Annotated in this window: 21 protein-coding genes; 9 read left to right on the forward strand and 12 right to left on the reverse strand. The window is 73.7% G+C overall.

What is annotated here, in order from left to right; genetic code table 11:
- Positions 1 to 99: 99 nt before the first annotated feature.
- From AB0O01_RS20720 to AB0O01_RS20745, 6 genes are all read right to left on the reverse strand, one after another.
- Positions 100 to 672, reverse strand: coding sequence for a SigE family RNA polymerase sigma factor (locus tag AB0O01_RS20720; protein ID WP_365315234.1), 573 nt, complete (start codon positions 670 to 672; stop codon positions 100 to 102).
- A 660-nt stretch (positions 673 to 1,332) separates the two neighbouring features.
- The gene (locus AB0O01_RS20725; protein ID WP_365315236.1) at positions 1,333 to 2,430 is read right to left on the reverse strand and encodes an aspartate-semialdehyde dehydrogenase; all 1,098 of its coding nucleotides are present in this window, start codon (positions 2,428 to 2,430) and stop codon (positions 1,333 to 1,335) included.
- Complete coding sequence (locus tag AB0O01_RS20730; RefSeq protein WP_365315238.1) at positions 2,427 to 3,704, reverse strand: aspartate kinase; 1,278 nt, start codon at positions 3,702 to 3,704, stop codon at positions 2,427 to 2,429. Before AB0O01_RS20730 ends, AB0O01_RS20725 begins: the two co-directional genes overlap by 4 nt.
- 194 nt (positions 3,705 to 3,898) lie before the next feature.
- Positions 3,899 to 4,561: a DUF5063 domain-containing protein gene (locus AB0O01_RS20735; protein ID WP_365315240.1), complete on the reverse strand. Its 663-nt coding sequence runs from the start codon at positions 4,559 to 4,561 to the stop codon at positions 3,899 to 3,901.
- The gene (gene recR / locus AB0O01_RS20740) at positions 4,554 to 5,153 is read right to left on the reverse strand and encodes a recombination mediator RecR (RefSeq protein ID WP_365315242.1); all 600 of its coding nucleotides are present in this window, start codon (positions 5,151 to 5,153) and stop codon (positions 4,554 to 4,556) included. The genes AB0O01_RS20735 and recR overlap by 8 nt, the downstream gene beginning before the upstream one ends.
- Before the next feature lie 117 nt (positions 5,154 to 5,270).
- Entirely contained in the window at positions 5,271 to 5,609 is a 339-nt protein-coding gene (locus tag AB0O01_RS20745) for a YbaB/EbfC family nucleoid-associated protein (RefSeq protein ID WP_365315243.1), read from the reverse strand.
- Positions 5,610 to 5,855: 246 nt separating this feature from the next.
- Here AB0O01_RS20745 and AB0O01_RS20750 point away from each other — a divergent pair, with 246 nt between their 5' ends.
- Entirely contained in the window at positions 5,856 to 6,617 is a 762-nt protein-coding gene (locus tag AB0O01_RS20750; RefSeq protein WP_365315244.1) for an SLATT domain-containing protein, read from the forward strand.
- 223 nt (positions 6,618 to 6,840) lie between these two features.
- Here AB0O01_RS20750 and AB0O01_RS20755 read toward each other — a convergent pair whose 3' ends face one another.
- Together AB0O01_RS20755 and AB0O01_RS20760 are read right to left on the reverse strand one after the other, a co-directional pair.
- On the reverse strand, positions 6,841 to 7,323 hold the full coding sequence (locus AB0O01_RS20755) for a MarR family transcriptional regulator (protein ID WP_365315245.1): 483 nt from the start codon (positions 7,321 to 7,323) through the stop codon (positions 6,841 to 6,843).
- Positions 7,320 to 7,943, reverse strand: a complete 624-nt coding sequence (locus AB0O01_RS20760; protein WP_365315246.1) for a type 1 glutamine amidotransferase family protein — start codon at positions 7,941 to 7,943, stop codon at positions 7,320 to 7,322. Before AB0O01_RS20760 ends, AB0O01_RS20755 begins: the two co-directional genes overlap by 4 nt.
- A gap of 191 nt (positions 7,944 to 8,134) precedes the next feature.
- On the opposite strand from AB0O01_RS20760, the gene AB0O01_RS20765 reads away from it, so the two are divergent.
- The 3 genes from AB0O01_RS20765 to AB0O01_RS20775 all read left to right on the forward strand — a co-directional run bounded on the left by AB0O01_RS20765 (position 8,135) and on the right by AB0O01_RS20775 (position 11,645).
- Positions 8,135 to 9,538 carry an aspartate aminotransferase family protein gene (locus AB0O01_RS20765; protein WP_365315248.1) on the forward strand — a complete coding sequence of 468 codons (1,404 nt, stop codon included), beginning with the start codon at positions 8,135 to 8,137 and terminating at the stop codon, positions 9,536 to 9,538.
- Positions 9,539 to 10,116: 578 nt separating this feature from the next.
- The gene (locus tag AB0O01_RS20770) at positions 10,117 to 10,818 is read left to right on the forward strand and encodes a GntR family transcriptional regulator (protein WP_365315249.1); all 702 of its coding nucleotides are present in this window, start codon (positions 10,117 to 10,119) and stop codon (positions 10,816 to 10,818) included.
- A 176-nt stretch (positions 10,819 to 10,994) separates the two neighbouring features.
- Positions 10,995 to 11,645 carry a hypothetical protein gene (locus AB0O01_RS20775; protein ID WP_365315251.1) on the forward strand — a complete coding sequence of 217 codons (651 nt, stop codon included), beginning with the start codon at positions 10,995 to 10,997 and terminating at the stop codon, positions 11,643 to 11,645.
- Here AB0O01_RS20775 and AB0O01_RS20780 read toward each other — a convergent pair.
- Both AB0O01_RS20780 and AB0O01_RS20785 read right to left on the reverse strand, forming a co-directional pair.
- Positions 11,638 to 12,297, reverse strand: coding sequence for a response regulator transcription factor (locus AB0O01_RS20780; RefSeq protein ID WP_365315252.1), 660 nt, complete (start codon positions 12,295 to 12,297; stop codon positions 11,638 to 11,640). The genes AB0O01_RS20775 and AB0O01_RS20780 overlap by 8 nt on opposite strands.
- A gap of 173 nt (positions 12,298 to 12,470) precedes the next feature.
- Entirely contained in the window at positions 12,471 to 13,832 is a 1,362-nt protein-coding gene (locus AB0O01_RS20785; RefSeq protein ID WP_365315254.1) for a histidine kinase, read from the reverse strand.
- 350 nt (positions 13,833 to 14,182) lie between these two features.
- Here AB0O01_RS20785 and AB0O01_RS20790 point away from each other — a divergent pair, with 350 nt between their 5' ends.
- Positions 14,183 to 14,902, forward strand: coding sequence for an ABC transporter ATP-binding protein (locus AB0O01_RS20790; RefSeq protein WP_365315256.1), 720 nt, complete (start codon positions 14,183 to 14,185; stop codon positions 14,900 to 14,902).
- Complete coding sequence (locus AB0O01_RS20795; RefSeq protein WP_365315257.1) at positions 14,899 to 17,292, forward strand: FtsX-like permease family protein; 2,394 nt, start codon at positions 14,899 to 14,901, stop codon at positions 17,290 to 17,292. Before AB0O01_RS20790 ends, AB0O01_RS20795 begins: the two co-directional genes overlap by 4 nt.
- A gap of 192 nt (positions 17,293 to 17,484) precedes the next feature.
- Here AB0O01_RS20795 and AB0O01_RS20800 read toward each other — a convergent pair whose 3' ends face one another.
- The gene (locus AB0O01_RS20800; protein WP_365315259.1) at positions 17,485 to 18,768 is read right to left on the reverse strand and encodes an adenylosuccinate synthase; all 1,284 of its coding nucleotides are present in this window, start codon (positions 18,766 to 18,768) and stop codon (positions 17,485 to 17,487) included.
- 186 nt (positions 18,769 to 18,954) lie between these two features.
- On the opposite strand from AB0O01_RS20800, the gene AB0O01_RS20805 reads away from it, so the two are divergent.
- A complete protein-coding gene (locus AB0O01_RS20805; RefSeq protein WP_365315260.1) occupies positions 18,955 to 19,866 on the forward strand; it encodes a diacylglycerol kinase in 912 nt (303 codons plus the stop codon).
- A 142-nt stretch (positions 19,867 to 20,008) separates the two neighbouring features.
- Here the strand turns inward: AB0O01_RS20805 and AB0O01_RS20810 are convergent, their stop codons facing one another.
- Positions 20,009 to 20,512 carry a MarR family transcriptional regulator gene (locus AB0O01_RS20810; protein WP_365315262.1) on the reverse strand — a complete coding sequence of 168 codons (504 nt, stop codon included), beginning with the start codon at positions 20,510 to 20,512 and terminating at the stop codon, positions 20,009 to 20,011.
- A 113-nt stretch (positions 20,513 to 20,625) separates the two neighbouring features.
- On the opposite strand from AB0O01_RS20810, the gene AB0O01_RS20815 reads away from it, so the two are divergent.
- Both AB0O01_RS20815 and AB0O01_RS20820 read left to right on the forward strand, forming a co-directional pair.
- Positions 20,626 to 21,522 carry an ABC transporter ATP-binding protein gene (locus tag AB0O01_RS20815; protein WP_365315264.1) on the forward strand — a complete coding sequence of 299 codons (897 nt, stop codon included), beginning with the start codon at positions 20,626 to 20,628 and terminating at the stop codon, positions 21,520 to 21,522.
- Complete coding sequence (locus tag AB0O01_RS20820) at positions 21,519 to 23,177, forward strand: ABC transporter permease (protein ID WP_365315266.1); 1,659 nt, start codon at positions 21,519 to 21,521, stop codon at positions 23,175 to 23,177. Before AB0O01_RS20815 ends, AB0O01_RS20820 begins: the two co-directional genes overlap by 4 nt.
- The last annotated feature ends 2 nt before the right edge of the window (positions 23,178 to 23,179 follow it).

Raw genomic sequence — 23,179 nt, forward strand, 5'->3', positions numbered from 1 at the left:
CCTGGGCCTGGGGCATCTGAGGCTCCTGAGGCACCCGGGGCACCCGGAGGTGGCGCCGCTCGGGGCCCTCGCCCGCCCGGCCCTCGCTGCCGTCGCCGCTCATGCCGATGCCTCCATCGCCAGCCGCAGGGCCGCGATACCGCGTGAGCCGTACGCCTTGACCGAGCCCAGCGATATGCCGAGCGACTCGGCGACCTGGGCCTCGGTCATATCGGCGAAGTAGCGCAGCACCAGGACCTCGCGCTGACGGCGCTGGAGGCCCTTCATCGCCTTGATCAGGGAGTCCCGCTCCAACTGGTCGTAGGCGCCCTCCTCGGCGCTCGCCATGTCCGGCATCGGCTTGGAGAGCAGCTTCAGGCCGAGGATGCGGCGGCGCAGCGCGGAGCGGGACAGGTTGACGACGGTCTGGCGGAGGTAGGCCAGCGTCTTCTCCGGGTCGCGGACCCGTTTGCGGGCCGAGTGGACCCGGATGAACGCCTCCTGGACGACGTCCTCGCAGGAGGCGGTGTCGTCGAGGAGCAGGGCGGCGAGACCGAGCAGCGAGCGGTAGTGCGTGCGGTAGGTCTCGGTGAGGTGGTCGACCGTGGTCCCCGCGGCGATGTCCTCGGTGGACTCGCGCTGGCCGGGGATGGGCGTGGGCTGCGCTGCGGGCATGGGGGCGATCACCGGCATGCCACCGGGCCCGCCGGCCGCTCTGGGCCGACGGCGCGGTACGGGCGGTCGCAGTGCGGTGCCGCGCGCAGCCGATGTGAAGTCGAGTACCTCTGCCACGCCAGTTGGACACGCCTGCCCCCGCGAGGGTTGTACGTGCCGGGCGTCACTTTTGCGCCGTGGTGTGCGGCCGACGTCCTTCTCTCGCCTCTCTCGCCGGGCTGCACAGATGACGGTGCCTCAGTTGACCACATGCGTCCCGCTCTTCCCCTATGTCCCACCTGGAGCGGGCGTCCCCACGCCCGCGGCACGGCGTCCCCACGCCGGTCTACACGCGTCTCCGCGCCCGGTAGGGCACGGATAAAGCCCGGAAGGGCGACGGCGTAGACGCTTACCGCCCTTCGCGCGGTTGCGGAGGGCGGGAGGAAATCTTCGAACGGCACAGGCCACCGGTTCAAGTGGTCAGGACCATTACCCGGCTCACATGCCGAACACAGATCCTACAAACCGATCCCGCAGACGCCAGGACAAATATCCGTCCGGGCCCCGCCCTGCCACCGATTCCCCACATGGGAGCGCACCCAGCGCGGACCAAGGGGCCAGAGGTCCAGGGCTCAGGGGCCCAGGGGCCCAGGGGCCCAGGGAGGGCAGGGAGTCCAGGGAGGGCAGGGGCTCAGGGGCTCAGCGGTCGTCGCCGCCTCCGGCGCTCCCGCCTCCGGCGCTCCCGCCCCGCGGCTCCGCCGCCACCAGTTCCGCGATCTGGGCCGTGTTCAGGGCGGCGCCCTTGCGCAGGTTGTCACCGCAGACGAAGAGTTCCAGGGCGGTGGGGTCGTCCAGGGCGCGGCGGACCCGGCCGACCCAGGTGGGGTCGGTGCCGACCGCGTCGGCGGGGGTCGGGAACTCCCCGGCGGCCGGGTTGTCGACCAGCACCACACCCGGCGTGGTGGCGAGGATCTCGCGCGCCCCGGCCACGGTGACCTCGCGCTGGAAGCGGGCGTGGACGGTGAGGGAGTGGGTGGTGACCACCGGCACCCGGACGCAGGTCACGGCGACCGGCAGGGCGGGCAGACCGAGGATCTTGCGGGACTCGTCCCGCACCTTCATCTCCTCCGACGACCAGCCGTCCTCGCGCAGCGACCCGGCCCACGGGACGACGTTCAGCGCGACCGGCTCCGGGAACGGCCCGGTGCGGTCGCCGACGGCCCGGCGCAGATCGCCCGGCGCGGTCCCCAGCTCCGTACCGGCCACCAGGGCGAGCTGTTCGCGCAGGGTGTCCACCCCGGCCCGCCCGGCACCGCTGACCGCCTGGTACGAGGAGACCACCAGCTCGCGCAGACCGTACTCGGCGTGCAGCGCGCCCAGGGCGACGATCATGGACAGGGTGGTGCAGTTGGGGTTGGCGACGATGCCGCGCGGGCGCATCCGGACCGCGTGCGCGTTGACCTCGGGGACGACCAGGGGGACGTCCGGGTCCATCCGGAAGGCGCCGGAGTTGTCCACGACCACCACGCCCTTGGCGGCGGCGATCGGCGCCCACTGGGCGGACACCTCGTCGGGCACGTCGAACAGGGCGATGTCGACGCCGTCGAACGCCTGCTCGCTCAGTGCCACGACCTCGACCTCCTCGCCGCGCACGGCCAGCTTGCGGCCGGCCGAGCGCGGGGAGGCGATCAGACGGATCTCGCCCCAGATGTCCGCGTGCTGGGACAGGATCTGGAGCATGACCGTGCCGACGGCCCCGGTCGCTCCCACGACCGCGAGCGTCGGGCGCCCGGTCATCGGCCGGTGCCCCCATAGACGACGGCCTCGTCACTGTCGGAGTCCAGCCCGAACGCGCTGTGCACGGCCCGGACGGCCTCCGGGACGTCGTCGGCCCGGGTGACCACCGAGATACGGATCTCGGATGTCGAGATCAGCTCGATGTTCACGCCCGCCTCGGACAGCGCGGTGAAGAAGTCCGCGGTGACCCCGGGGTTGGTCTTCATCCCGGCGCCGACCAGGGAGATCTTGCCGATCTGGTCGTCGTAGCGCAGGGTGTCGAAGCCGATGACGGCCTTGGCCTTCTCCAGGGCGTCGAGGGCGCTGCGGCCCTCGCTCTTGGGGAGGGTGAAGGAGATGTCGGTGAGCCCGGTGGAGGCCGCCGACACGTTCTGCACGATCATGTCGATATTGATCTCGGCATCCGAGATGGTCCGGAAGATCGAGGCGGCCTCGCCCGGCTTGTCCGGCACACCGACGACGGTGATCTTGGCCTCGGAGGTGTCGTGCGCGACACCGGAGATGATGGCCTGCTCCACCTTCTGGTCCCCTTGATCGATCGGCTCGCTGCTGACCCAGGTGCCGCGCAGCCCGCTGAAGCTGGACCGCACGTGGATCGGGATGTCGTAACGGCGGGCGTACTCCACACAGCGGTGGAGCAGCACCTTGGAGCCGGACGAGGCCAGCTCCAGCATGTCCTCGAAGGAGATCCAGTCGATCTTCTTCGCCTTCTTGACCACCCGCGGGTCGGCGGTGAAGACGCCGTCCACATCGGTGTAGATCTCGCAGACCTCGGCGTCCAGCGCGGCGGCCAGCGCCACGGCCGTGGTGTCGGACCCGCCGCGCCCCAGCGTGGTGATGTCCTTCTTGTCCTGGCTGACGCCCTGGAATCCGGCGACGATCGCGACGTTGCCCTCGTCCAGGGCGGTGCGGATCCGGCCCGGGGTGACATCGATGATGCGGGCCTTGTTGTGGACCGAGTCGGTGATGACCCCCGCCTGGCTGCCCGTGAACGACTGGGCCTTGGCGCCCAGCTTTTTGATCGCCATCGCCAGCAGGGCCATGGAGATCCGCTCCCCGGCGGTCAGCAGCATGTCGAGCTCACGCCCGGCGGGCTGCGGGGAGACCTGCTCGGCGAGATCGATCAGCTCGTCCGTCGTGTCGCCCATCGCCGAGACCACGACGACCACCTGATGGCCGTTGTTCCTGGTCTCCACGATCCGCTTGGCGACGCGCTTGATGCCCTCGGCATCGGCTACGGAGGAGCCTCCGTACTTCTGCACGACAAGGCCCACGTGCGCTCCTCGCTCAGTCCGTTGTGTCGGCTCAGTCTAACGAGCGGCCGAAAACGACCTTCCGGATATCGCATGGTGAGATACGCCGTCCGGCGCGGTCGCCCGCCCGCTCCAGCAGGGCATATGCCCGCCGCTCACCGCCGCCACTCGGGAAAGTGCCGGGCATCACAGAGATCGCGTGCCCCACCCGGCGCTCACGTGGCCGAGCGCAGCCCCAGGGGTCCCGCGATCTCCTCGGCCATCACCTGGCCCGCCTCGAACTCCAGGGTCTCGTCGCCCATCAGCGCCTCGTCCGTGTCCAGCCCGTCCAGCTCCTTGAGCGGCTGGTCGAGGCGGACGTGCGCCAGTACCGAGTGCAGGGCGCGCAGGGTGGCGGAGGCGGTGGAGCCCCAGTTGGAGAAGTACGAGAACTGCCACCACCACAGGGCCTCGGTGACCCGCCCGGCCCGGTAGTGGGCCATGCCGTGGCGCAGATCGGTGATGACATCGGCGAGGTCGTCGGAGATCCGGGCCGGGACGGGGGCGGTGCGCGGCTCGTAGGGGTCGAAGACCTCGGAGTACACGTCCACCGGTTCCAGCAGCCGGGCGAGGTTCTCGCGCAACTGGTCGACATCGGGCTCGGGGCCGAGATCCGGCTCGTAGCGCTCGTCGGGGACGATGTCCTCGTGCGCGCCCAGCCTGCCGCCCGCCAGCATGAGCTGGGAGACCTCAAGGAGCAGGAAGGGAACCGCCGAGTCCGGTTCGTCGCCCTTGGCGACCTCGGTGACGGCGACCAGGAAGCTCTCGATCTGGTCCGCGATCTGCACCGCGAAGTCGTCCGGGTCCTGGCTCGTGGCGTGCAGCGTGGCGTCAGACATCTAGGAGTCGTCTCCCCTCGAAGGCGCGGCCGAGGGTCACCTCGTCCGCGTATTCCAGGTCGCCACCCACCGGGAGGCCGCTGGCCAGGCGGGTGACCTTGAGGCCCATGGGCTTGATCATGCGGGCGAGGTACGTCGCCGTCGCCTCGCCCTCCAGATTCGGGTCCGTGGCCAGGATCAGCTCGGTGACCGAACCGTCGGCCAACCGGGCGAGAAGTTCTCGTATCCGCAGGTCGTCGGGTCCGACGCCCTCGATGGGGCTGATCGCGCCGCCGAGCACGTGGTAGCGGCCCCGGAACTCACGCGTCCGCTCGATCGCGACGACGTCCTTGGGCTCCTCGACCACGCAGATCACCGCGAGGTCCCGGCGCTCGTCCCGGCAGATCCCGCACCGCTCCTCCTGCGCCACATTGCCGCAGACGGCACAGAACCGGACCTTGGCCTTGACCTCCATCAGCGCCTGCGCGAGCCGGCGGACGTCGGTGGGCTCGGCCTGGAGGATGTGGAAGGCGATCCGCTGCGCGCTCTTGGGACCGACGCCGGGCAGCCGCCCCAGTTCGTCGATGAGGTCCTGGACCACGCCTTCGTACACGGACTGCCGTCCTTTCTGCCGGTGGCACCTGTCCGGTCTGCCGGTGACACCTGTCCGGCCGGCCGGCTGTGACGCCTGTGCGTATCTGCTGCGTACGGTAGAGGGCGGGCGCCCGCTTTAGAAAGGCAGGCCGGGGATACCGCCGCCGAGGCCCTGGGCCAGCGGGCCGAGCTTCTGCTGCTGGAGCGCCTGGGCGTTGTCGTTGGCCGCGTGGACGGCCGCGACGATCAGATCGGCGAGGGTCTCGGTGTCCTCCGGGTCCACCGCCTTCGGGTCGATGACGAGGCCGCGCAGCTCACCGGCGCCGGTGACGGTGGCCTTGACCAGGCCGCCGCCGGACTGGCCGTCGACCTCCGTCCGCGCCAGTTCCTCCTGCGCCTGTGCCAGGTCCTGCTGCATCTTCTGCGCCTGTTGCAGCAACTGCTGCATATTGGGCTGGCCACCACCGGGGATCACGATCGGCACTCCTTGTCCGTACGGGTTTTCCCGTTCGGCACGAGCCTACGTGGTCCGCGCGGCCGTCGCCCCGCCACTCTTTCGAGTGAGCCGATCATGATTCCTCTACCTGATCAAGACCCACTTCCAGGCGGATTCCGGGTGGAAAAGGAGTGAAACCGTCTTCTTCGCCACCCATTGGGCGGTAATAAAGGTGCGGCGCATCAGCATCAGGAGTCACGCACCGTGATCAGTAGGGAGTGCCGGGTGGGTCAGCCGGAGAGGCAGCCCGAGGGTCCGCGTCCGCCGCAGGACGGGCGGGGCGGCGAGGGCGCGGCCGGGCCCCGGCCGGGCGATCTGACCGGGCGGGAGTTCCCGTCCGGCGACTGGGGGGACCCCGCGGAGCGGCTGGAGGAGCTGTACCGGTGGGTGGAGCGCGGGGCGCTCCGGACCGCGGCCTGGTATCTCGCCGACCGGGTGTGGAAGCGGCGGGGCGCGCGGGTGCTGCGGGCCGGGGCGGCGAGCGGGGCGGTGGTGGGGGCGGCGCTGCCGCTGCTGGACCTCACCGGGGTGCTGGCCGGGTCGGCGGTCTGGGGGTATCTGGCGCTGCTGCTGGCGGTGGCGTGCGCCGGGGTGGACCGGTGCTTCGGGGTGACCTCCGGGTGGATGCGGGACGTGGCGACCGCGCAGGCGGTGCAGCGGCGGTTGCAGACGCTGCAATTCGAGTGGGCGTCGGAGAGCGTGCGGGAGGTGCTGGGCCCGACGGACGGGACGGCCGGGGAGGCGGCGGACCGGTGCCTGGGGGTGCTGCGGCGGTTCTCGGAGGATGTGGCGGAGCTGGTGCGGGTGGAGACGGCGGACTGGATGGTGGAGTTCCGGACGGGGGGCGCTCCGCTGGGGATGCAGGGGGCGGGGGTGGGGGTGGGGGGTCTGCGGGACGGGGGTGTGGGGGCGGGGCGGGCCCCGGCGCCCCCTTCCGGGCCCGCGCGGCCGAACATGCCGCGGCAACGTCCGCCGGAGGCGCGGTGAGGGGGGTGGGGGGTGCGTTTTGGGTGGGGGTGCGTGGTGGATAGGGGTGGGGGTGCGTTGTCGGGTGCGGGTGCGTTGTGGCTGGTCGCGCAGTTCCTCGCGCCCCTAAAGCAGGGCGTCACACCGAGGGGGAGGGAAAGGTCACCGGGCTGCGCGGGCCACGTCACCGACGGGGACCGTGTGCGTCCAGTCCGTGGACGTCGTCTCCCGCCGGACGATCTCGCTACGGGCCCGCCACCGGCCCGGCGTCCTCCGCCTTCGGCGGCCCCGCCGTCTCCAGGGCCGCCGACAGGCGTTCCATGAGGCGTACCGCCTCCGTGAGGTCCGTGTCGTTGCCGAAGGCGTCGGCGAGGCGGTCGGCGTAGGCGGCGTGGCCGGGGTTGATGCGGCGGATCGCGGCCACGCCCTCCTCGGTGGCCGCGAGGAGTTTCGCGCGGCGGTGGGCCGGGTTCGGGCGGTACTCGGCGAGGCCCTTCTCGACCAGCAGGTCGGCGATGCGCTGGACGCTCTGGCGGGTGATGCCCATCGCGCGCGCGATCCCCGCCACCGGCAGCGGATCGGGCAGCACCGCGCCGAGCACCTGCCACCAGGCGGCGGTCAGTCCGGCGGGCCGGGCCAGTTCCTCGGCGACCGCGAGGAACTGGCCGTTGAGGCGGAAGCCGGCGAGGGCGGCCCGGCTCAGCAGGTACTGGCGTTCCCGGCTCACGCCGCGCCCGCCGCCGCCAGGACCTCGTAGGCGCCGGCGTCGGAGTGGTGGAAGAGGCGGTACCAGGCGTCCAGGACCTCGCCGTCGAAGACGCCGAGGAGGCCGAGGATCTCGCGGGCGAAGGCGACCGGCTCGGTGGGGCCGGCGGTGATCAGGCCGCCGTCGGTGACCGCGTCCGTCTCGACGTAGCGGGCGCCGCCCGCGTAGCCGGTGGCGGCGAGGTAGAAGGAGACCGCCCCGGTGTGGTCGCGGTCGTCGAGGAGGCCCTCGCGGGCGAGTCCGGCGGTGGCGCCGCAGATGGCGGCGACCGGGGTCCCGGCGGCCAGGAAGGCGCGGGCCGTGCGGGCGAAGGGGGCGAGGTCGTCGGACGAGTCCCAGAGGTCGGCGCCCGGGAGGATCAGGAGGGCGGAGTCCTCGGGGCTCAGGTCGGCGAGGGCCAGGTCGGGGGTGATGCGCAGGCCGCCGATGCTGGTGACCGGGGCGGTGGTGGGGCCGACCGTGCGGATCTCGTACCCGGCGCGGGCCAGGTGGGCGGTGGCGTGGCCGGTCTCCCAGTCGGCGAGCGTGTCGTAGACGGCGAGGTGGACGGGCTTGCGGGGGGTGGCGGTGGTGGCGGTCATGGGCTCGGCTCCCCGGTGTGGTGTGGTGTGCGCCGTTCCCGGCGGCCTCATGACAGGAGACTGTCATTTTGGGAGCATGCTGTCAAGTGGGGGAGAGTGCTTCGGGCTTCGACAACGTGTCGTGGAAAGGGGAAGGGCGCGAGACAGGGCGCCGATACCGCGTCCGTATCACTGACATTTACGCTCCCCGCATGACCCCTCAGTCCCCTCAGTCCACTCCGTCCGTCCAGCCCGACCCGCGGGCCGGTGCCGCCGTCAAGGCCGCGGACCGTGCGCACGTCTTCCACTCCTGGTCCGCCCAGGAGCTCATCGACCCGCTCGCCGTGGCCGGCGCGGAGGGGTCGTACTTCTGGGACTACGACGGCAACCGGTATCTCGACTTCACCAGCGGCCTCGTCTACACCAACATCGGCTACCAGCACCCCAAGGTCGTCGCCGCGATCCAGGAGCAGGCCGCACACCTGTCCACCTTCGCGCCCGCCTTCGCCGTCGAGGCCCGTTCCGAGGCCGCCCGGCTGATCGCCGAGCGCACCCCGGGGGACCTGGACAAGATCTTCTTCACCAATGGTGGCGCCGACGCCGTCGAGCACGCCGTCCGGATGGCCCGGCTGCACACCGGCCGCCCGAAGGTGCTCTCCGCCTACCGCTCGTACCATGGCGGCACCCAGCAGGCGATCAACCTCACCGGCGACCCGCGCCGCTGGGCCAGCGACTCCGGCACCGCCGGGACCGTCCACTTCTGGGGTCCGTTCCCCTACCGCTCCCGCTTCTACGCCGACAGCGAGGAGCAGGAGTGCGCGCGGGCACTGGAGCACCTGGAGACGACCATCGCCTTCGAGGGCCCGGCCACCATCGCCGCGATCGTGCTGGAGACGGTGCCCGGCACCGCCGGGATCATGGTGCCGCCCGCCGGGTATCTGGCGGGGGTGCGGGCGCTGTGCGACCGGTACGGGATCGTCTTCGTGCTGGACGAGGTGATGGCCGGGTTCGGGCGCACCGGGCGCTGGTTCGCCGCCGACCACTTCGATGTCGTACCGGACCTGCTGACCTTCGCCAAGGGCGTCAACTCCGGGTATGTGCCGCTGGGCGGGGTCGCGATCTCGCCGGCCATCGCCGAGACCTTCGGCAAGCGGGCCTACCCCGGTGGGCTCACCTACTCCGGGCATCCGCTGGCCTGCGCCGCCGCCGTCGCGACGATCGAGGTCATGGCGGAGGAGGGGGTCGTGGAGAACGCGGCCCGGCTCGGGGAGAGCGTCGTCGGGCCCGCGCTGCGGGAGCTGGCGGAGCGGCACCCGAGCGTGGGCGAGGTGCGCGGGCTCGGCATGTTCTGGGCGCTGGAGCTGGTCAGGGACAAGGAGACCCGCGAGCCGCTGGTGCCGTACAACGCGGCCGGTGAGGCGAACGCCCCGATGGCCGCGTTCGGCGCCGCCGCGAAGGCCGCCGGGATCTGGCCGTTCGTGAACATGAACCGCACGCATGTCGTGCCGCCCTGCAATGTCACCGAGGCCGAACTGAAGGAGGGGCTGGCGGCGCTGGATTCGGCGCTGTCGGTGGCGGACGGGTTCACTACGGCGGGTGCCGCCGCCGCTGGCTGAGCCTGGAGGCGTTGGGGGGGCGCGCCGCTGGGTTGGTGGGTCGGGGGGGGCTGGTGGGCCGGTGGGTCGGGGGGCCGGGTTAGCCGGTGGGGCGCTGCTGGGCTGGCGCGCTGCTGGGCCCGCCGGGCGGGGGTTGGTCGGTGGGCCAGGTGGGCCGCCGGGCCGGGTTGGCCGTCGGGCCCGGTTGGCCGGTGGGCCCGGTTGGCCGGTGGGCCGCCGCTGGGCTGGCGCGCTGCTGGGCCCGCCGGGCGGGGGTTGGCCGGTGGGCCAGTGGGCCGCCGGGCCGGATTGGCCGGTCGTGGCCGGGTGGCCGCCGGGCCCGGTTGGCCGGGGCCCAGCTCGGCCCGGGGGCCCGGTCGGCCGGGGCCCAGGTCGGCCCGGGGGCCCGGTCGGCCGGGGCCCAGGTCGGCCGGGGCCCAGGTCGGCCGGTGGGCCGGCGGGCTGCCCGGCGGGGCAGGAAGGCAGGGCAGGAGGGCGGACGGCCGATCCTCTCGGGAGCCTGAACGCGTAAGGTGACGTGCTCGTAGACACACGTACGAGCACGCCATCCGCGTACCCATGGAGAGGACGCCCGGATCATGCCCGGCAGCAGTGGCAACGGCGCGGTGACCCGCAACACCCTGCGGCAGCAGATCGCCGACGCGCTACGCGACGAGGTGCTGGCGGGACGGCTGCCGCCGGGGCAGGCGTTCACGGTCAAGGAGATCGCCGAGCAGTACGGGGTGTCGGCGACGCCGGTCCGGGAGGCGCTGGTCGATCTCTCCGCGCAGGGGCTGCTGGAGGCGGACCAGCACCGGGGGTTCCGGGTCCGGGAGTACTCGGTCGCCGACTTCCGGGGGCTGGTGGAGGCGCGGGCGCTGGTCACCGAGGGGATGTTCCAGGCGCTCGGCGCCGGGCACCAGGGGTTCCGGGACCCCTCCGATCCCCGGACCGCCGGGGCGCTGGCCGGTGTGCGGCGGCGCGGCGAGGAGGCCCAGCGGGCGGCCCGCGCCGGGGACCTCACCGTCCTCATCGGCTACGACCTGCGGTTCTGGCGGGAGCTGAGCGCGCTGTTCGGCAACCCCTATCTCGCGGACTTCCTGCACCGGCTGCGGGTGCAGTCCTGGGTGTGCGCGGTGCAGCGGCTGCGTCCGCTGGCCGATGTGCGGGGGCTGCTGTGGGCCGGGCACACCGACCTCGTCGACGCCCTGCGCGGGCGGGACGTGGCGGCGGCGCGGGGCGTCGTCGCCGCGTACAACGCGCACTCACTGGCGCTGATCGAGCGGCTGTCGGCGGACTGAGCCCGCGCTGGGGCGTTTTGGCTGGCGGCATATGCGGTGCGGGCGTCACGGAGTGGGTAAGGGACCGGCACCGAACGTGTGCGCGGGAGGGGCCGGGGCGGGGCGGACCGATTACGCTTCCCTGACCGGCGTGCCGAGCGCGCACCATCCCCGGAACTCTGTGAGGGAGTTGTCCTTTGGCCTGTGACCTGTGGCTGGTACCTCTCGTCGATGTGTTGTGCCACACCCCCGAAAACCCCTTCGCCGAGGAACTCGCCCAGTACAACAAGGTGCTCGCCGAGGCCGGACTGCCACCGGTGCCGGTCTACCAGTACATGCCGGGGCTGTCCGGGGACGTCGCACCGGTCGCCGGATTCGACTACGACGCCCTGCACTTCCTGCGCCGGGCCTTTCTGCTCCAGGTGCGCGGGCTGCCGGTGACCCCGGTCGACGAACTCGGCGGGGACTACGAGCAGCTCCTGGAGATGTTCGAGTCCACCGCCCAGCAGTCCCATCTCGTCTGGCACTACGACCACGCGGGCGCCTACGTCCCGGTCGACTTCCCGCACCCCCTCTCCAGCGACGAACTCCTCGCCGGCGGCGGTCCGCTGGGCTCCGCGCAGGGGCTGCTGCGGGACCTGGAGCAGGTCGCCCCCGCGATCGGCATCGACCCGGCCAACCCCCCGGCCCCGCCGCAGCCGCCGCTCGCGCCCACGGAGTTGGAGGAGCCCGCCGTCCCCGCGCCCTACGACCCCAGCCCCTTCGCCCGTGAGCGGCATGTGTGGCTCGGGCTGCACGCCGCCGCGACCCGGAGTCTGGCGCAGGGGTCGATGATCGTCTTCAGTTGAGCCCGCCGCCGCCCGGCGTGACCAGCCCCGTCTCGTACGCCACCACCACCGCCTGCGCCCGGTCCCGCAGGCGGAGTTTGGCCAGGATGCGGGCCACATGGGTCTTCACCGTGGCCTCGCTCAGCGCGAACCGGGCCGCCAGCTCGGAGTTGCTCGCACCGCTGCCCAGGGCCTGGAGCACCTCGCGCTCACGAGGGGTCAGCACTTCGAGATCCCGGTGCAGCGCGGGTGTTCCGGCGCCCTGGGCGACGAACCGCTCCACCAGGCGCCGGGTGATGGCCGGGGCCAGCAGCGCGTCGCCGGTCCGGGCGAGGCGGACGGCGGCGACCAGGTGCTCCGGGGTGACGTCCTTCAGCAGAAAGCCGCTCGCGCCCGCCGCCAGCGCCGCGTAGACATACCGGTCGAGGTCGTAGGTGGTGAGGATCAGGACGCGGGGCGGCTCGAAGGCCGTGAGGGAGAGGATCCGCCGGGTCGCCTCCAGTCCGTCCAGGCCCGGCATGCGGACGTCCATCAGCACCAGGTCGGGGCGGGTGCGGCCGACCGCGGCCACCGCCTCCTCGCCGTCCGCCGCCTCGGCCACCACCTCGATGCCGTCGGCGGCCAGGATCATCCCGAAGCCGGTCCGCACCAGGGCCTGGTCGTCGGCGATCACCACCCGGGGGCCGGGGGCTGCCGCCGGGCTCTCGGGGGGTATGGGGGGCGCGGGGCGCGCGGGGGATACGGGGCGCGCGGGGGGCGTGAGAGGTACGGAGGGCGCGGGTCTATGGGGGCCACCGGGGCCGATGGAGTCGTCGGGGCCGTCGGGGCCGTCGGGGCCGTCGGGGGTCATGGGGCGTCCACCGGGATCGTCGCCAGGACCCGGAACCCTCCGGCCGGGGCGGGTGCGGCGGTCAGGGTGCCGCCGTGCACCGCGAGCCGTTCCCGCAGCCCCAGCAGCCCCCGCCCCTCCCCCGCCCCGGCGGGCGCGGCGGACGTACCGCCGCTGTCGGCGACCTCGATCCGCACCTCGGCCGGGGTGTGCGCGACCGTCACCCGCACCCGGGCCCCCGCCGCGTGCTTGACGACGTTCGTCAGCGCCTCCTGCACCACCCGGTAGGCCGCCAGATCGGCGCCCGGCGACAGCGCGGCCGGGGTGCCGGTGACCGTGAGCCCGACCGGCGTCCCGGCGGCCCGCACCCGGTCGGTGAGCGCTTCGAGCCGGTCGAGGCCGGGCTGCGGTGCCAGGTCCCCGGGGCCGGCGGGTTCCTCGGACATCGTCAGCAGGCCCATCACATGGCGCAGTTCGGTCATCGCCGTACGGCCGCCCGCCTCGACCGCCAGCAGGGCCTCGCGGGCCCGGTCGGGGGCGGTGTCCATCACCTTGCGGGCCGCGCCCGCCTGGATCACCATCACGCTCACATTGTGGGTGACGACATCGTGCAGTTCCCGGGCTATCCGGGCGCGTTCGCGCTCCACCGCGCGCCGGGTGGCGCTGTCCTGCCGGGCCTGGAGGGCGCGCACCCGCTGCTGCCAGATGTGCAGCGCGTTCGCCCCGAGCCCCACCGCGACCAGCACCAGGAAGGGCACATAGCCCGGGGTGAGGTACGGGAAGAACTGGTCGCGCAGGACCGCCATCAGAACCGCCCCGGCGAGGATCCCGCCCAGCGCCCGGCGCCGGTGCGGACTGTGCGCGGCGGCGCTGTACGCGCCCACCACACAGCTCAGGAAGGTGTGGACGCCGGTCACATCGGTCGCCGCGGAGCCCTCGCCGTGACGGAGCCGGTAGAGCAGGGTCAGGGCGAGGACGGCCCAGAAGGCGGCCAGCGGGTAGCGGCGGCGCACGGCGAGGGGGAGCGCGGTCAGGGCGGCGAGGAGCAGGGCTGAGGTGTGCGCCCGCTCGTCGGGGGCGTGGCCGGGCGGGGGTGCCGGGGGGATCTCGGGCGGCGCCGGGGGGTCCGGGGCCGTCACCCCGGGCTCGGCGACCTGGAACGGCCCGAACCTCGGCACACCCGGCCCGTCCTGCGCCGCGTCGAGGGCGGCGCCCACCGTGGACACGGCGAGGATCAGGGCGAGGACGACATCGGCGATCCAGGCCCAGCGGGTGGGGTGAGGGGGTGGGAGTGAAGGCAGGGGTGGGGGCGGGGGCGGGGTGCCGCGCGGGTGGAGCGCCTCCCGTAGCCGGCCGGGCGCCTCCCGTAGCCGGCCCACCGGACCTCGTCCCGCGAACGCGACTCCCGCCCGGCCCACCGGACCTCGCCCCCCGAACGCGGCTCCCGCCCGGCCGGCCGCGTCCCGTATCCGGTTCACCACTCCCATCCCGGCTCCCTCCTCCCGTCACCCCAGTCTGGCAACGCCCCCCGCTCACCCGCGTCCCTCCCGCCGGGGATCTTCCCGCCCCGGCCGTACACCGGCGGCGTACCTCCCCGGGATGACACCGCGCGCCGCTGCATCGCCAGCCGCACAGGTGCTCGTCGGTGCGGGCGACGACCCGGCCCGGCGGGTGTCCCTAGCGTCGCGGCAGAGGTCGGAACCAGTGAACCGCCGCCCCGGGAGGGCCCATGACCATGTACGCGCCGGCGCAGTCCGCCGACGGCCGTCCGCTCGTCGAACTGCGGGAGGTGAGCCGGTCCTACGGGCAGGGCGGGCCGCCCGCGCTGGCCGGGGTGGATCTGCGGGTGGCGGCCGGGGAGTGCCTCGCCGTGCTGGGGCCCTCGGGGAGCGGGAAGTCGACCCTGCTGCATCTGATCGCGGGGCTGGACCGGCCGACCGGCGGCAGTGTGACGGTGGACGGGCTGCGGGTGGACCGGCTCGGGGAGGCGGCCTCGGCCCGCTACCGGCGGTCCAGGATCGGCCTGGTCTTCCAGTTCTTCCAACTGCTGGACGATCTGACGGTCGTCGACAATGTGCTGCTGCCCGCGCAGCTCGCCGGGCTGCCGCGCGCCGAGGCCCGGCGCCGGGCCGCCGAGCTGCTGGAACGGCTGGGCATCGCCCGGTACGCGGGCACCCACCCGGGCCGGCTGTCCGGCGGGGAGCGCCAGCGGGTCGCCGTCGCCCGCGCCCTGATGAACCGTCCGGCGCTGCTGCTGGCCGACGAGCCGACCGGCGCGCTGGACAGCGCGGCCGGCGACGGCGTGCGGGAACTGCTGGCCGGGCTCAACGCGGACGGGCAGACGATCGTGCTGGTCACCCATGATCTGCGGCTGGCCGCGGCCTGTGCGACCCGCACGGTCGAGCTGGTCGACGGGCGGGTCGTGCGGGACGCCGGGGTGGCGGCGTGAGCGCGCTGGGGAAGGTGGTGCGGGCCGGTGTCGGGCGGCGCCGGGCGCAGACGGTGGTGATGGTGCTGACGACACTGGTCGCGGTCGCCGCGTCGGTGGTGGCCGTGGGGGTGCTGGCCGCCTCCCGGGCGCCCTTCGCGCAGGCCATGGACGCGGCGCGGGGGGCCCATCTGACGGCACGGTTCGACGGGGGCGCGGCCGGTGGTCCGGCGGCGAGCGCGACGGCGTCCGGGGTGAGCGCGGCGGCGGGGCCGTTCCGGATCCTGGAGGCCGAGGCCCGTACGGGGTCCGGGACGGGGCCGGAGATCCCGGCGGGGGTGCGGCTGCCGTCGATGACCGTGGTGGGGCGGGCGGACCCGGCGGGGCCGGTGGACCAACTGTCGCTGGTCGAGGGCGAGTGGGCGGACGCGCCGGGTGAGCTGGTGCTCGCGGAGGAGACCGGCGGGCCGCTGCCACCGGGGGCGCGGCTGGAGTTCCCGGGGCTGCCGGGGGCGCCGACGCTGACCGTGGTCGGGGTGGCCCGCTCGGTCACCGGGACCGCCGACGCCTGGGTGACGCCGGAGCAGGCGGCGGCGCTGGCGGCGCCGGGCGAGCCGGCGGCGTACCAGATGCTGTACCAACTGCGGGACGCCGGGAGCGAGGCGGCGGTGGACGCCGGGCGGGCGGCGATCGCGGCGGCGGTGCCGGAGGGGACCCTGACCGGGACCCGCTCCTATCTCGCCGTACGCCAGGAGATGCTGGCGAACACCCTCGCCTTCGTCCCGTTCGTCGCCGCCTTCGGGGTGCTGGGGCTGGCCATGTCGGTGCTGATCATCGGGATCGTGGTCAGCGGGGCGGTGGGGTCGGCGCGGCGCCGCATCGGTGTGCTGAAGGTGCTCGGGTTCACGCCGGGTCAGGTGGTGCGGGCGTATGTCGTGCAGGCGCTGGTCCCGGCGGTGCTGGGCTGTGTCCTCGGGGCGGCCCTCGGGCGGGTGCTGGCCGGTCCGGTGCTGGGCACCGTCGAGGACGCCTACGCCGGGGCCCCGGCGGGGCTGCCCGGGTGGGTGTACGGGGCGGTGTCCGCCGTCGCCCTGACGCTGGTCGCGACCGCCGCGCTGGTTCCGGCGCTGCGGGCCGGGCGGCTGCCCGCCACGGCCGCGCTCACCGTGGGGCGGGGGCGCACCCCGGGCGGCGGGCGGGGGCGCCGGGTGCGGCGGCTGGCCGGGCGGCTGCCGGTGCCGCGTCCGGTGAGCCTGGGGCTGGCGCAGCCGTTCGCCCGTCCGGCGCGCTCGGCGACGACCGGCGCGGCGGTCGCGCTGGCCGCGCTGACCGTGACCTTCGCGGTGGGGCTCGCGCTGTCGCTGGGCGCGGTCCAGTCGCACCGGACGCTGGACTCGGCGGCGCCGGTCGTCGTGGACCTCGGCCCGGCCGGCGGCCCGCCGGGGGCCCAGGCGGTTCCCGCGCCGGGTCAGGAGCCCGTCAGCGCCCCGGCCGACCCCGACCGGGTGGCCGCCGCCCTGCGCGCCCACCCCGACACCCGCCGCTTCTACGGCACGACCGGCGCCGAGGTCACCGCGTCCGGCGTGAGCGGGCCCACGTCCGTCTCCGGCTACACGGGCGACGCCCGCTGGGGCGCTCCGGCGCTGGTGTCGGGGCGGTGGTTCGAGGGGCCCGGGGAGGCGGTGGTGACCGAGCGGTTCCTGCGGGCGGCCGGGGTCGCGGTCGGCGGGACGGTCACCCTCTCGGCGCCGGGCCGGGAGACCACCGTACGGATCGTCGGCGCGGCCTTCTTCACCGAGAACGACGGGATGACGGTGCTCACCCCGGTCGCGACCCTGGGGGCGCTCGGGCTGGACACCGCGCCGGGACGTTTCCATGCCGAGCCGGGCGCCGGGGTCTCCGCGTCCGCCTATCTCTCGGCGCTGGGTACGGCCCTGGACGGCAGCGGCGCCCTGGCCCACTCCGGCGGGGACGACTCGTCGAGTGTGATCGTGGCGATGAACGCGCTGATCGCGATGCTCACCCTGCTGCTGGTCGTGGTCGCGGGCCTCGGTGTGCTGAACACGGCGGTGCTGGACACCCGCGACCGGGTCCATGCCCTCGGTGTCCACCGGGCGCTGGGGATGACGCCCCGGCAGACGGTGGGGATGGTGCTGACCTCCGTCGGCGCGGTCGGGCTGGTGGCGGGGGTGGTGGGGGTGCCGCTGGGGGTGCTGCTGCACCGCCGGGTGGTGCCGTTGATGGGCGACGCGGTGGGGATGCGGCTGCCGGAGCCGTTCGTCGCCGTGCACTCGGCGCCGCTGCTGGCGCTGCTGGCGCTGGGCGGCCTGGCCGTGGCGGTCGCGGGGGCGCTGCTCCCGGCGGGGTGGGCGGCGCGGGTGGATGCGGGGCGGGCGCTGCGGGCGGAGTAGCGGGGGTCCCGTCCCGGGGGAGGGCCGGGGCTGGGGGCTGGGGGCGGAGGCCGGGGGGCGGAGGCCGGGGCTGAGGGGGCCGGGGCCGGAGGCCGGGGGGCGTCCTGGTGGGCGACCCCTCGGCCCCGACCCGCGTGTCTTGCCGTTCTTGCTGCCTGCTGCTTGCTGCTTGCTGCCCTGTGCCTGCCTGCCCTACAGGAACGAGTTGATCTCGATCGTCTCGTCCCGCCCCGGGCCCACCCCGATCGCGGAGATCGGCGCCCCGGACATCTCCTCCAGCGCCTTCACATACGCCTGCGCGTTCTTCGGCAGGTCGGAGAAGGACTTGGCGCCGGTGATGTCCTCGGACCAGCCCGGCAGGTTCTCGTAGACCGGCTTGGCGTGGTGGAAGTCGCTCTGCGAGTACGGCAGCTCCTCGACCCGGCGGCCGTCGATCTCGTAGGCGACGCAGACCGGGATCTGCTCCCAGCCGGTGAGGACGTCGAGCTTGGTGAGGAAGAAGTCGGTGAGGCCGTTGACGCGGGTCGCGTACCGGGCGATCACCGCGTCGAACCAGCCGCAGCGGCGGTCGCGGCCGGTGGTGACCCCGCGCTCCCCGCCGATCCGGCGCAGCGCCTCGCCGTCCGCGTCGAACAGCTCGGTCGGGAACGGACCGGCGCCGACGCGGGTGGTGTACGCCTTCAGGATGCCGATGACCCGGCTGATCTTCGTGGGACCGACGCCGGACCCGGTGCAGGCACCGCCCGCGGTGGGGTTGCTGGAGGTGACGAACGGATAGGTGCCGTGGTCGATGTCCAGCAGGGTGCCCTGGCCGCCCTCGAAGAGGACCACCTTGTCGTCGTCGAGGGCCTGGTTGAGGACCAGGACGGTGTCGGCGACGTACGGGGCGAGCTTGTCGGCGTAGCCGAGCAGTTCCTCGACGACCTGCTCGACGGCGATGGCGCGCCGGTTGTAGAGCTTGGTCAGCATCTGGTTCTTGGCATCGAGCGCGGCCTCCACCTTCTGGGTGAGGATCGACTCGTCGTAGAGGTCCTGGACCCGGATGCCGACCCGGTTGATCTTGTCGGCGTAGGTGGGTCCGATACCGCGCCCGGTGGTCCCGATCTTCCGCTTCCCGAGGAAGCGTTCCGTCACCTTGTCGACGGTGACGTTGTACGGGGTGATGATGTGCGCGTTACCGCTGATCAGGAGCTTGGACGTGTCGACGCCCCGGTCGTTGAGACCGCTCAGCTCGGAGAACAGCACCGAGGGGTCCACGACGACGCCGTTGCCGATGACCGGCGTACAGCCGGGGGACAGGATTCCGGAGGGGAGGAGGTGCAGGGCGTACTTCTGGTCGCCCACGACCACCGTGTGGCCGGCGTTGTTGCCGCCCTGGTAGCGGACGACATAGTCGACGGAGCCACCGAGCAGGTCGGTGGCCTTCCCCTTGCCCTCGTCACCCCACTGAGCACCGAGCAGCACAAGTGCGGGCACGCGCGTACACCCCTTCCGGGCGGGGCATGTCCAGGGTCAGGGGCGTACGCGGCACGGCGTGTGCCTCGTACCCGGCGACCCTCGTCGGCCGCAACCCGTCGGACCGGATGCCCCGGAATAGACGAAGCCCCTGGCGCAATAGCGCAAGGGGCTCTTGCACAAAGATGCTACCCGAGGAAGCGAGGCATGGCCGAGGTGGCGACTTTCGCGACTTCCGATCACCTGCTGGTGGTCATCGATCCGGTCGCCCGACAGACCGACGGGGAGTCGGTACGGATCGCGAAAGACGTGCTCAGCGCGGGTGCGGCGACCAAGGTCTGTCTGCCGGACGGGCCCGAGGAGTTCGCGCGGGCGCTCCAGCGGCGGGGGTCGCGGCGGCCGGTGGTGATCGGTGACGACCGGGCGCTGGCCCGTGCGGTGGCGGTGCTGCACCGGCAGCGGGAGTTGGCCGGATGCGCGCTGTCCGTGGTGCCGGTGGGGCCGCTGCTGGGGATCGCGCATGCCCTGGGGGTCCCGGCGGGCGCCGTGGCGGCGGCCCGGTCGGTGCTCGACGGGGCGGTACGGCGGCTGGATCTGCTGGTGGACGACAGCGACGGCGTGGTGCTCGGGGCGCTGAGCATCCCGCCGCTGGAAGGGGCGGGCCCGGACGCCGTCCCCGGCGGCGGCAACGACGGTCCGGGCAGCCCGTCCCGTCCGGAGGATCTCGCGCCGACGGGGACCTGGCTGCGGTCCTGCCATTCGCTGGTCCGGAGTCTGGTGGTGCCCCGTCCGGCGCGGGGCGGCGGCGGGGGTCCGGCGTTCGGTGGTGGCGGCGGCCCGGCCCGGCTGCGGGTCGAGGTGGACGGGGACACTCTGGTCGATCTGGAGCAGCCGGTGGAGGCGGTGTCGGTGACTCCGGGCGGGGCGGGGGCGGCGGCGGTGGAGGTACGGCCGGTGTCGGTCGGCGCGGCGGCGGTCCCGCTGCGGGCGGCGGGCCGGCGGGTCACCATCTCGGGCCCGGACTTCCGCTACCGGGCGGACACGGCGGTATCGGGCCCGGTACGGCGGCGGACCTGGACGGTGTGGGAGAACGCACTGGGGCTGGTCCTGCCGGGGTAGCGGGCGCGCGGGGTGGCGGGCGGCGGCAGGCGGGCGCCGGGCGCCCTGCCCTGGAGGGGTAGGCGGATTTCACTTCCGCAACAGCATTGCGGAAGTCCCGGTCGCCGCCAGCCCTAAGCCGACCTCCGCCGACCTCCGCGCCCTACGCCCCGAACTGCTGGTCGCGGTGTTCCCGCCAGCGGTCCATCAGCTTGCCGATCTCCCCCTGGAGGTACTCGAAGAACGCCAGCGTCTCGGCGACCCGGCGCCCGCCGGGGCTGTCGGCCCCGAGTGTGTCGACACCCTCGCGCAGGGTGCCCTCCCAGCGCTTCAGCACGGCGTCCCGGTTGGTCAGCGCCTCGTACCACTGGTCGCTGTGCACCCGGTAGCGCTCCCGCCGCGAGCCCGGTTCGCGCTCGCGGGAGACCATGTGGACCTGGGCGAGATAGCGCACCGCGCCGGACACGGCGGCCGGGCTGACCCGGAGCTGCTCACCGAGTTCGGCCGAGGTCATGGCGCCCGCGTCGGAGGCGAGCAGCGCGGCGAAGACCCGGGCGGCCATCCGCTGCATCCCGGCCTCGACCAACTGCGCGGCGAACGCCTCGACGAACCTGGACACGGTCTCCGGGTCCCGCTCGGGCGGGACCTCGCCGCTCGTTTCCGGCATCGTCCGATCATCTCCCTGGATCCGCCCCGCTCAGCCGCCTCCCCCGAGTCTATGCGTGGTTTATACGATTCCTTAACTTCACAAATTTGTGAAGCTAGCGTACGTTCACAATCATGACCAAGGCAATCAGCGTCTCCGGGTTGCACAAGTCGTTCGGCCGGACCCATGCGCTCGACGGCCTCGACCTGGCGGTCGAATCCGGTGAGGTGCACGGCTTTCTGGGTCCCAACGGCTCCGGCAAGTCCACCACCATCCGGGTCCTGCTGGGCCTGCTGCGCGCCGACTCCGGCGGCGCCCGGATCCTCGGCCGCGACCCGTGGACGGACGCGGTCGAGGTCCACCGCCGGATCGCCTACGTCCCCGGCGATGTCACCCTGTGGCGCAACCTCTCCGGCGGCGAGACCATCGACCTCTACGGCCGACTGCGCGGCGGCCTCGACCCGGCCCGGCGCGCCGACCTGGTCGAACGGTTCGAACTCGACCCGACGAAGAAGGGCCGCACCTACTCCAAGGGGAACCGGCAGAAGGTCGCCCTGGTCGCCGCCTTCGCCTCCGACGTCGATCTGCTCATCCTGGACGAGCCGACCTCCGGCCTCGACCCGCTGATGGAGGAGGTCTTCCAGTGCTGTGTCGCCGAGGAACGCGCGCGCGGCCGGACCGTGCTGCTCTCCTCGCACATCCTCAGCGAGGTGGAGGAACTGTGCGACCGGGTCAGCATCATCCGCAGGGGCCGCACCGTGGAGACCGGCTCGCTCGCCGATCTGCGGCATCTGACCCGCACCAGCATCAGCGCCGAACTCACCGGCCCGCCCGGCGCCCTGCTCCGGCTGCCCGAGGTGCACCAGCTCGACATCCAGGGCAGCCGCGTCACCCTCCAGGTCGACTCCGACCACCTGGACGCCGTCCTGCGCGCCCTCGGCGAGTCCGGCGTACGGTCCCTGACCTCCTCCCCGCCCACCCTGGAGGAACTCTTCCTGCGCCATTACCAGGACGAGGTGCCGTCCCGATGACCCGCCCCACGAGCCCCGTCACCACCCCGGGCCCGACGGCCGCCCGGCGCCCCCCGACCGCCTTCGCCGTCCGCCCCGGCAGCGCCCGCCCCTTCGCCGGCACCGGCACCCTGCTGCGCTTCGCACTGCGCCGCGACCGGCTGATGATCCCCGTCTGGGTCGCGGTGAACGCCCTGATGGTCCTCTCCATGCCCCACACCCTCTCCTCGATGTACGGCACCGCCGCCGAACGCGCCGACCTCATCGGCCAGATGGAGACCAACGCCTCCCTGCGCGCCCTCATCGGCCCCGTCTTCGGCGACTCCCTCGGCGCCCTGACCGCGTGGCGGGTCGGCATCTACGCCGCCGCGCTGGCCGCGGTGATGAGCCTGCTGATCGTCGTCCGGCACACCCGGGACGAGGAGGAGAGCGGCCGACAGGAACTGGTCGCGTCCGGGATGGTGGGTCGCCGCGCCTCCCTCACCGCCGCGCTGCTGACGGCCGGTACCGCCAACGCCGCTCTCGCCCTGCTGCTGGTGGCCGGACTCGCCGGGCAGGGTCTCTCCGGCGCCCTCGCCCTCGGCCTCGGTATCGCCGGTGTCGGCATGGGCTTCGCGACGACGGCGGCCATCGCGGCGCAACTGACCGAGAGTGCCCGGCTCGCCCGGGGACTGACCGCCGCCGTCCTGGGCACCGCGTTCGTGCTGCGCGCGGCGGGCGACTCGGCCACCGCCGACGGCTCCTCCGTCCTCACCTGGCTCTCCCCTCTGGGCTGGCTGGAGAATCTGCGCCCCTACGCCGCCGAACGCTGGTGGGTGCTCCTTCTGATCGCCGCCACCGTCGCCCTCCAGGCCCTGGTCGCCTACGAACTGACCGGCCGCCGCGATGTCGGGATGAGCTTCCTGCCCACCCGCCCCGGCCCGCCCGCCGGACGCCTCGCCACCGCCGGCGCCCTGGCCCGGCGCCTCCAGCGCGGCACGGTCCTCGGCTGGAGCATCGGCTTCTTCCTGGCCGGGGCCGTCTACGGCGGTCTGACGGACGGCGCCGTCGAGCTCCTCGGCGACAACGAGAGCGCCCGCGAGATCATCGAACGCATGGGCGGCCGGAGCGGTGTCACCGACGCGTTCCTCGCCTCCATGGTCGGCATGCTCGGCCTGATCGCCGCGCTGTTCATCGTCTCCTCCGTTCTGCGGCTGCACGGCGAGGAGACCTCGGGCCGCGCCGAGCCGGTCCTCGCGAACGCCGTCGGCCGTCTGCGCTGGGCCGCCGGCCATCTCCTCATCGCCTACGGCGGCTCGGCCCTGATCATGCTGATCGCCGCGCTCGGCTTCGCCGCCGGATACGGCCGGGACCTCGGCGCCCTGCTCGCCGCCTGTCTCGTCCAGCTCCCGGCGATCTGGCTGATCGGCTCCCTCGCCGTCCTGCTGTACGGCATCTCCCCCTCCCTCGCCCCCGCCGCCTGGGGCGTCGCCGGCGCGGTCCTGCTGATCGGCTGGATCGGCCCCGCCCTCGACGTCCCCCCGCTCGTCCTCGACCTCTCCCCCTACGGCCACCTCCCCAAGCTCCCCGGCGCCGACCCGAGCTGGCCCCCGGTCCTCGTCCTCCTCGCCCTCGCGGCGGCGTTCACCACGGTCGGCCTGGCGGCCTTCCGCCGCCGCGACCTGGCCAGCGGCTGACC

It is taken from the genome of Streptomyces sp. NPDC093252, assembly GCF_040683675.1.
Classification (GTDB): domain Bacteria; phylum Actinomycetota; class Actinomycetes; order Streptomycetales; family Streptomycetaceae; genus Streptomyces.

Excerpts from the sequence above, each read along its gene's own strand:
- AB0O01_RS20720 (WP_365315234.1), bottom strand. The coding sequence starts at position 672 with ATGCCGGTGATCGCCCCCATGCCCGCAGCGCAGCCCACGCCCATCCCC.
- AB0O01_RS20725 (WP_365315236.1), bottom strand. The coding sequence starts at position 2,430 with ATGACCGGGCGCCCGACGCTCGCGGTCGTGGGAGCGACCGGGGCCGTC.
- AB0O01_RS20735 (WP_365315240.1), bottom strand. The coding sequence starts at position 4,561 with ATGTCTGACGCCACGCTGCACGCCACGAGCCAGGACCCGGACGACTTC.
- AB0O01_RS20760 (WP_365315246.1), bottom strand. The coding sequence starts at position 7,943 with ATGACCGCCACCACCGCCACCCCCCGCAAGCCCGTCCACCTCGCCGTC.
- AB0O01_RS20765 (WP_365315248.1), top strand. The coding sequence starts at position 8,135 with ATGACCCCTCAGTCCCCTCAGTCCACTCCGTCCGTCCAGCCCGACCCG.
- AB0O01_RS20770 (WP_365315249.1), top strand. The coding sequence starts at position 10,117 with ATGCCCGGCAGCAGTGGCAACGGCGCGGTGACCCGCAACACCCTGCGG.
- AB0O01_RS20790 (WP_365315256.1), top strand. The coding sequence starts at position 14,183 with ATGACCATGTACGCGCCGGCGCAGTCCGCCGACGGCCGTCCGCTCGTC.
- AB0O01_RS20805 (WP_365315260.1), top strand. The coding sequence starts at position 18,955 with ATGGCCGAGGTGGCGACTTTCGCGACTTCCGATCACCTGCTGGTGGTC.
- AB0O01_RS20810 (WP_365315262.1), bottom strand. The coding sequence starts at position 20,512 with ATGCCGGAAACGAGCGGCGAGGTCCCGCCCGAGCGGGACCCGGAGACC.
- AB0O01_RS20815 (WP_365315264.1), top strand. The coding sequence starts at position 20,626 with ATGACCAAGGCAATCAGCGTCTCCGGGTTGCACAAGTCGTTCGGCCGG.
- AB0O01_RS20820 (WP_365315266.1), top strand. The coding sequence starts at position 21,519 with ATGACCCGCCCCACGAGCCCCGTCACCACCCCGGGCCCGACGGCCGCC.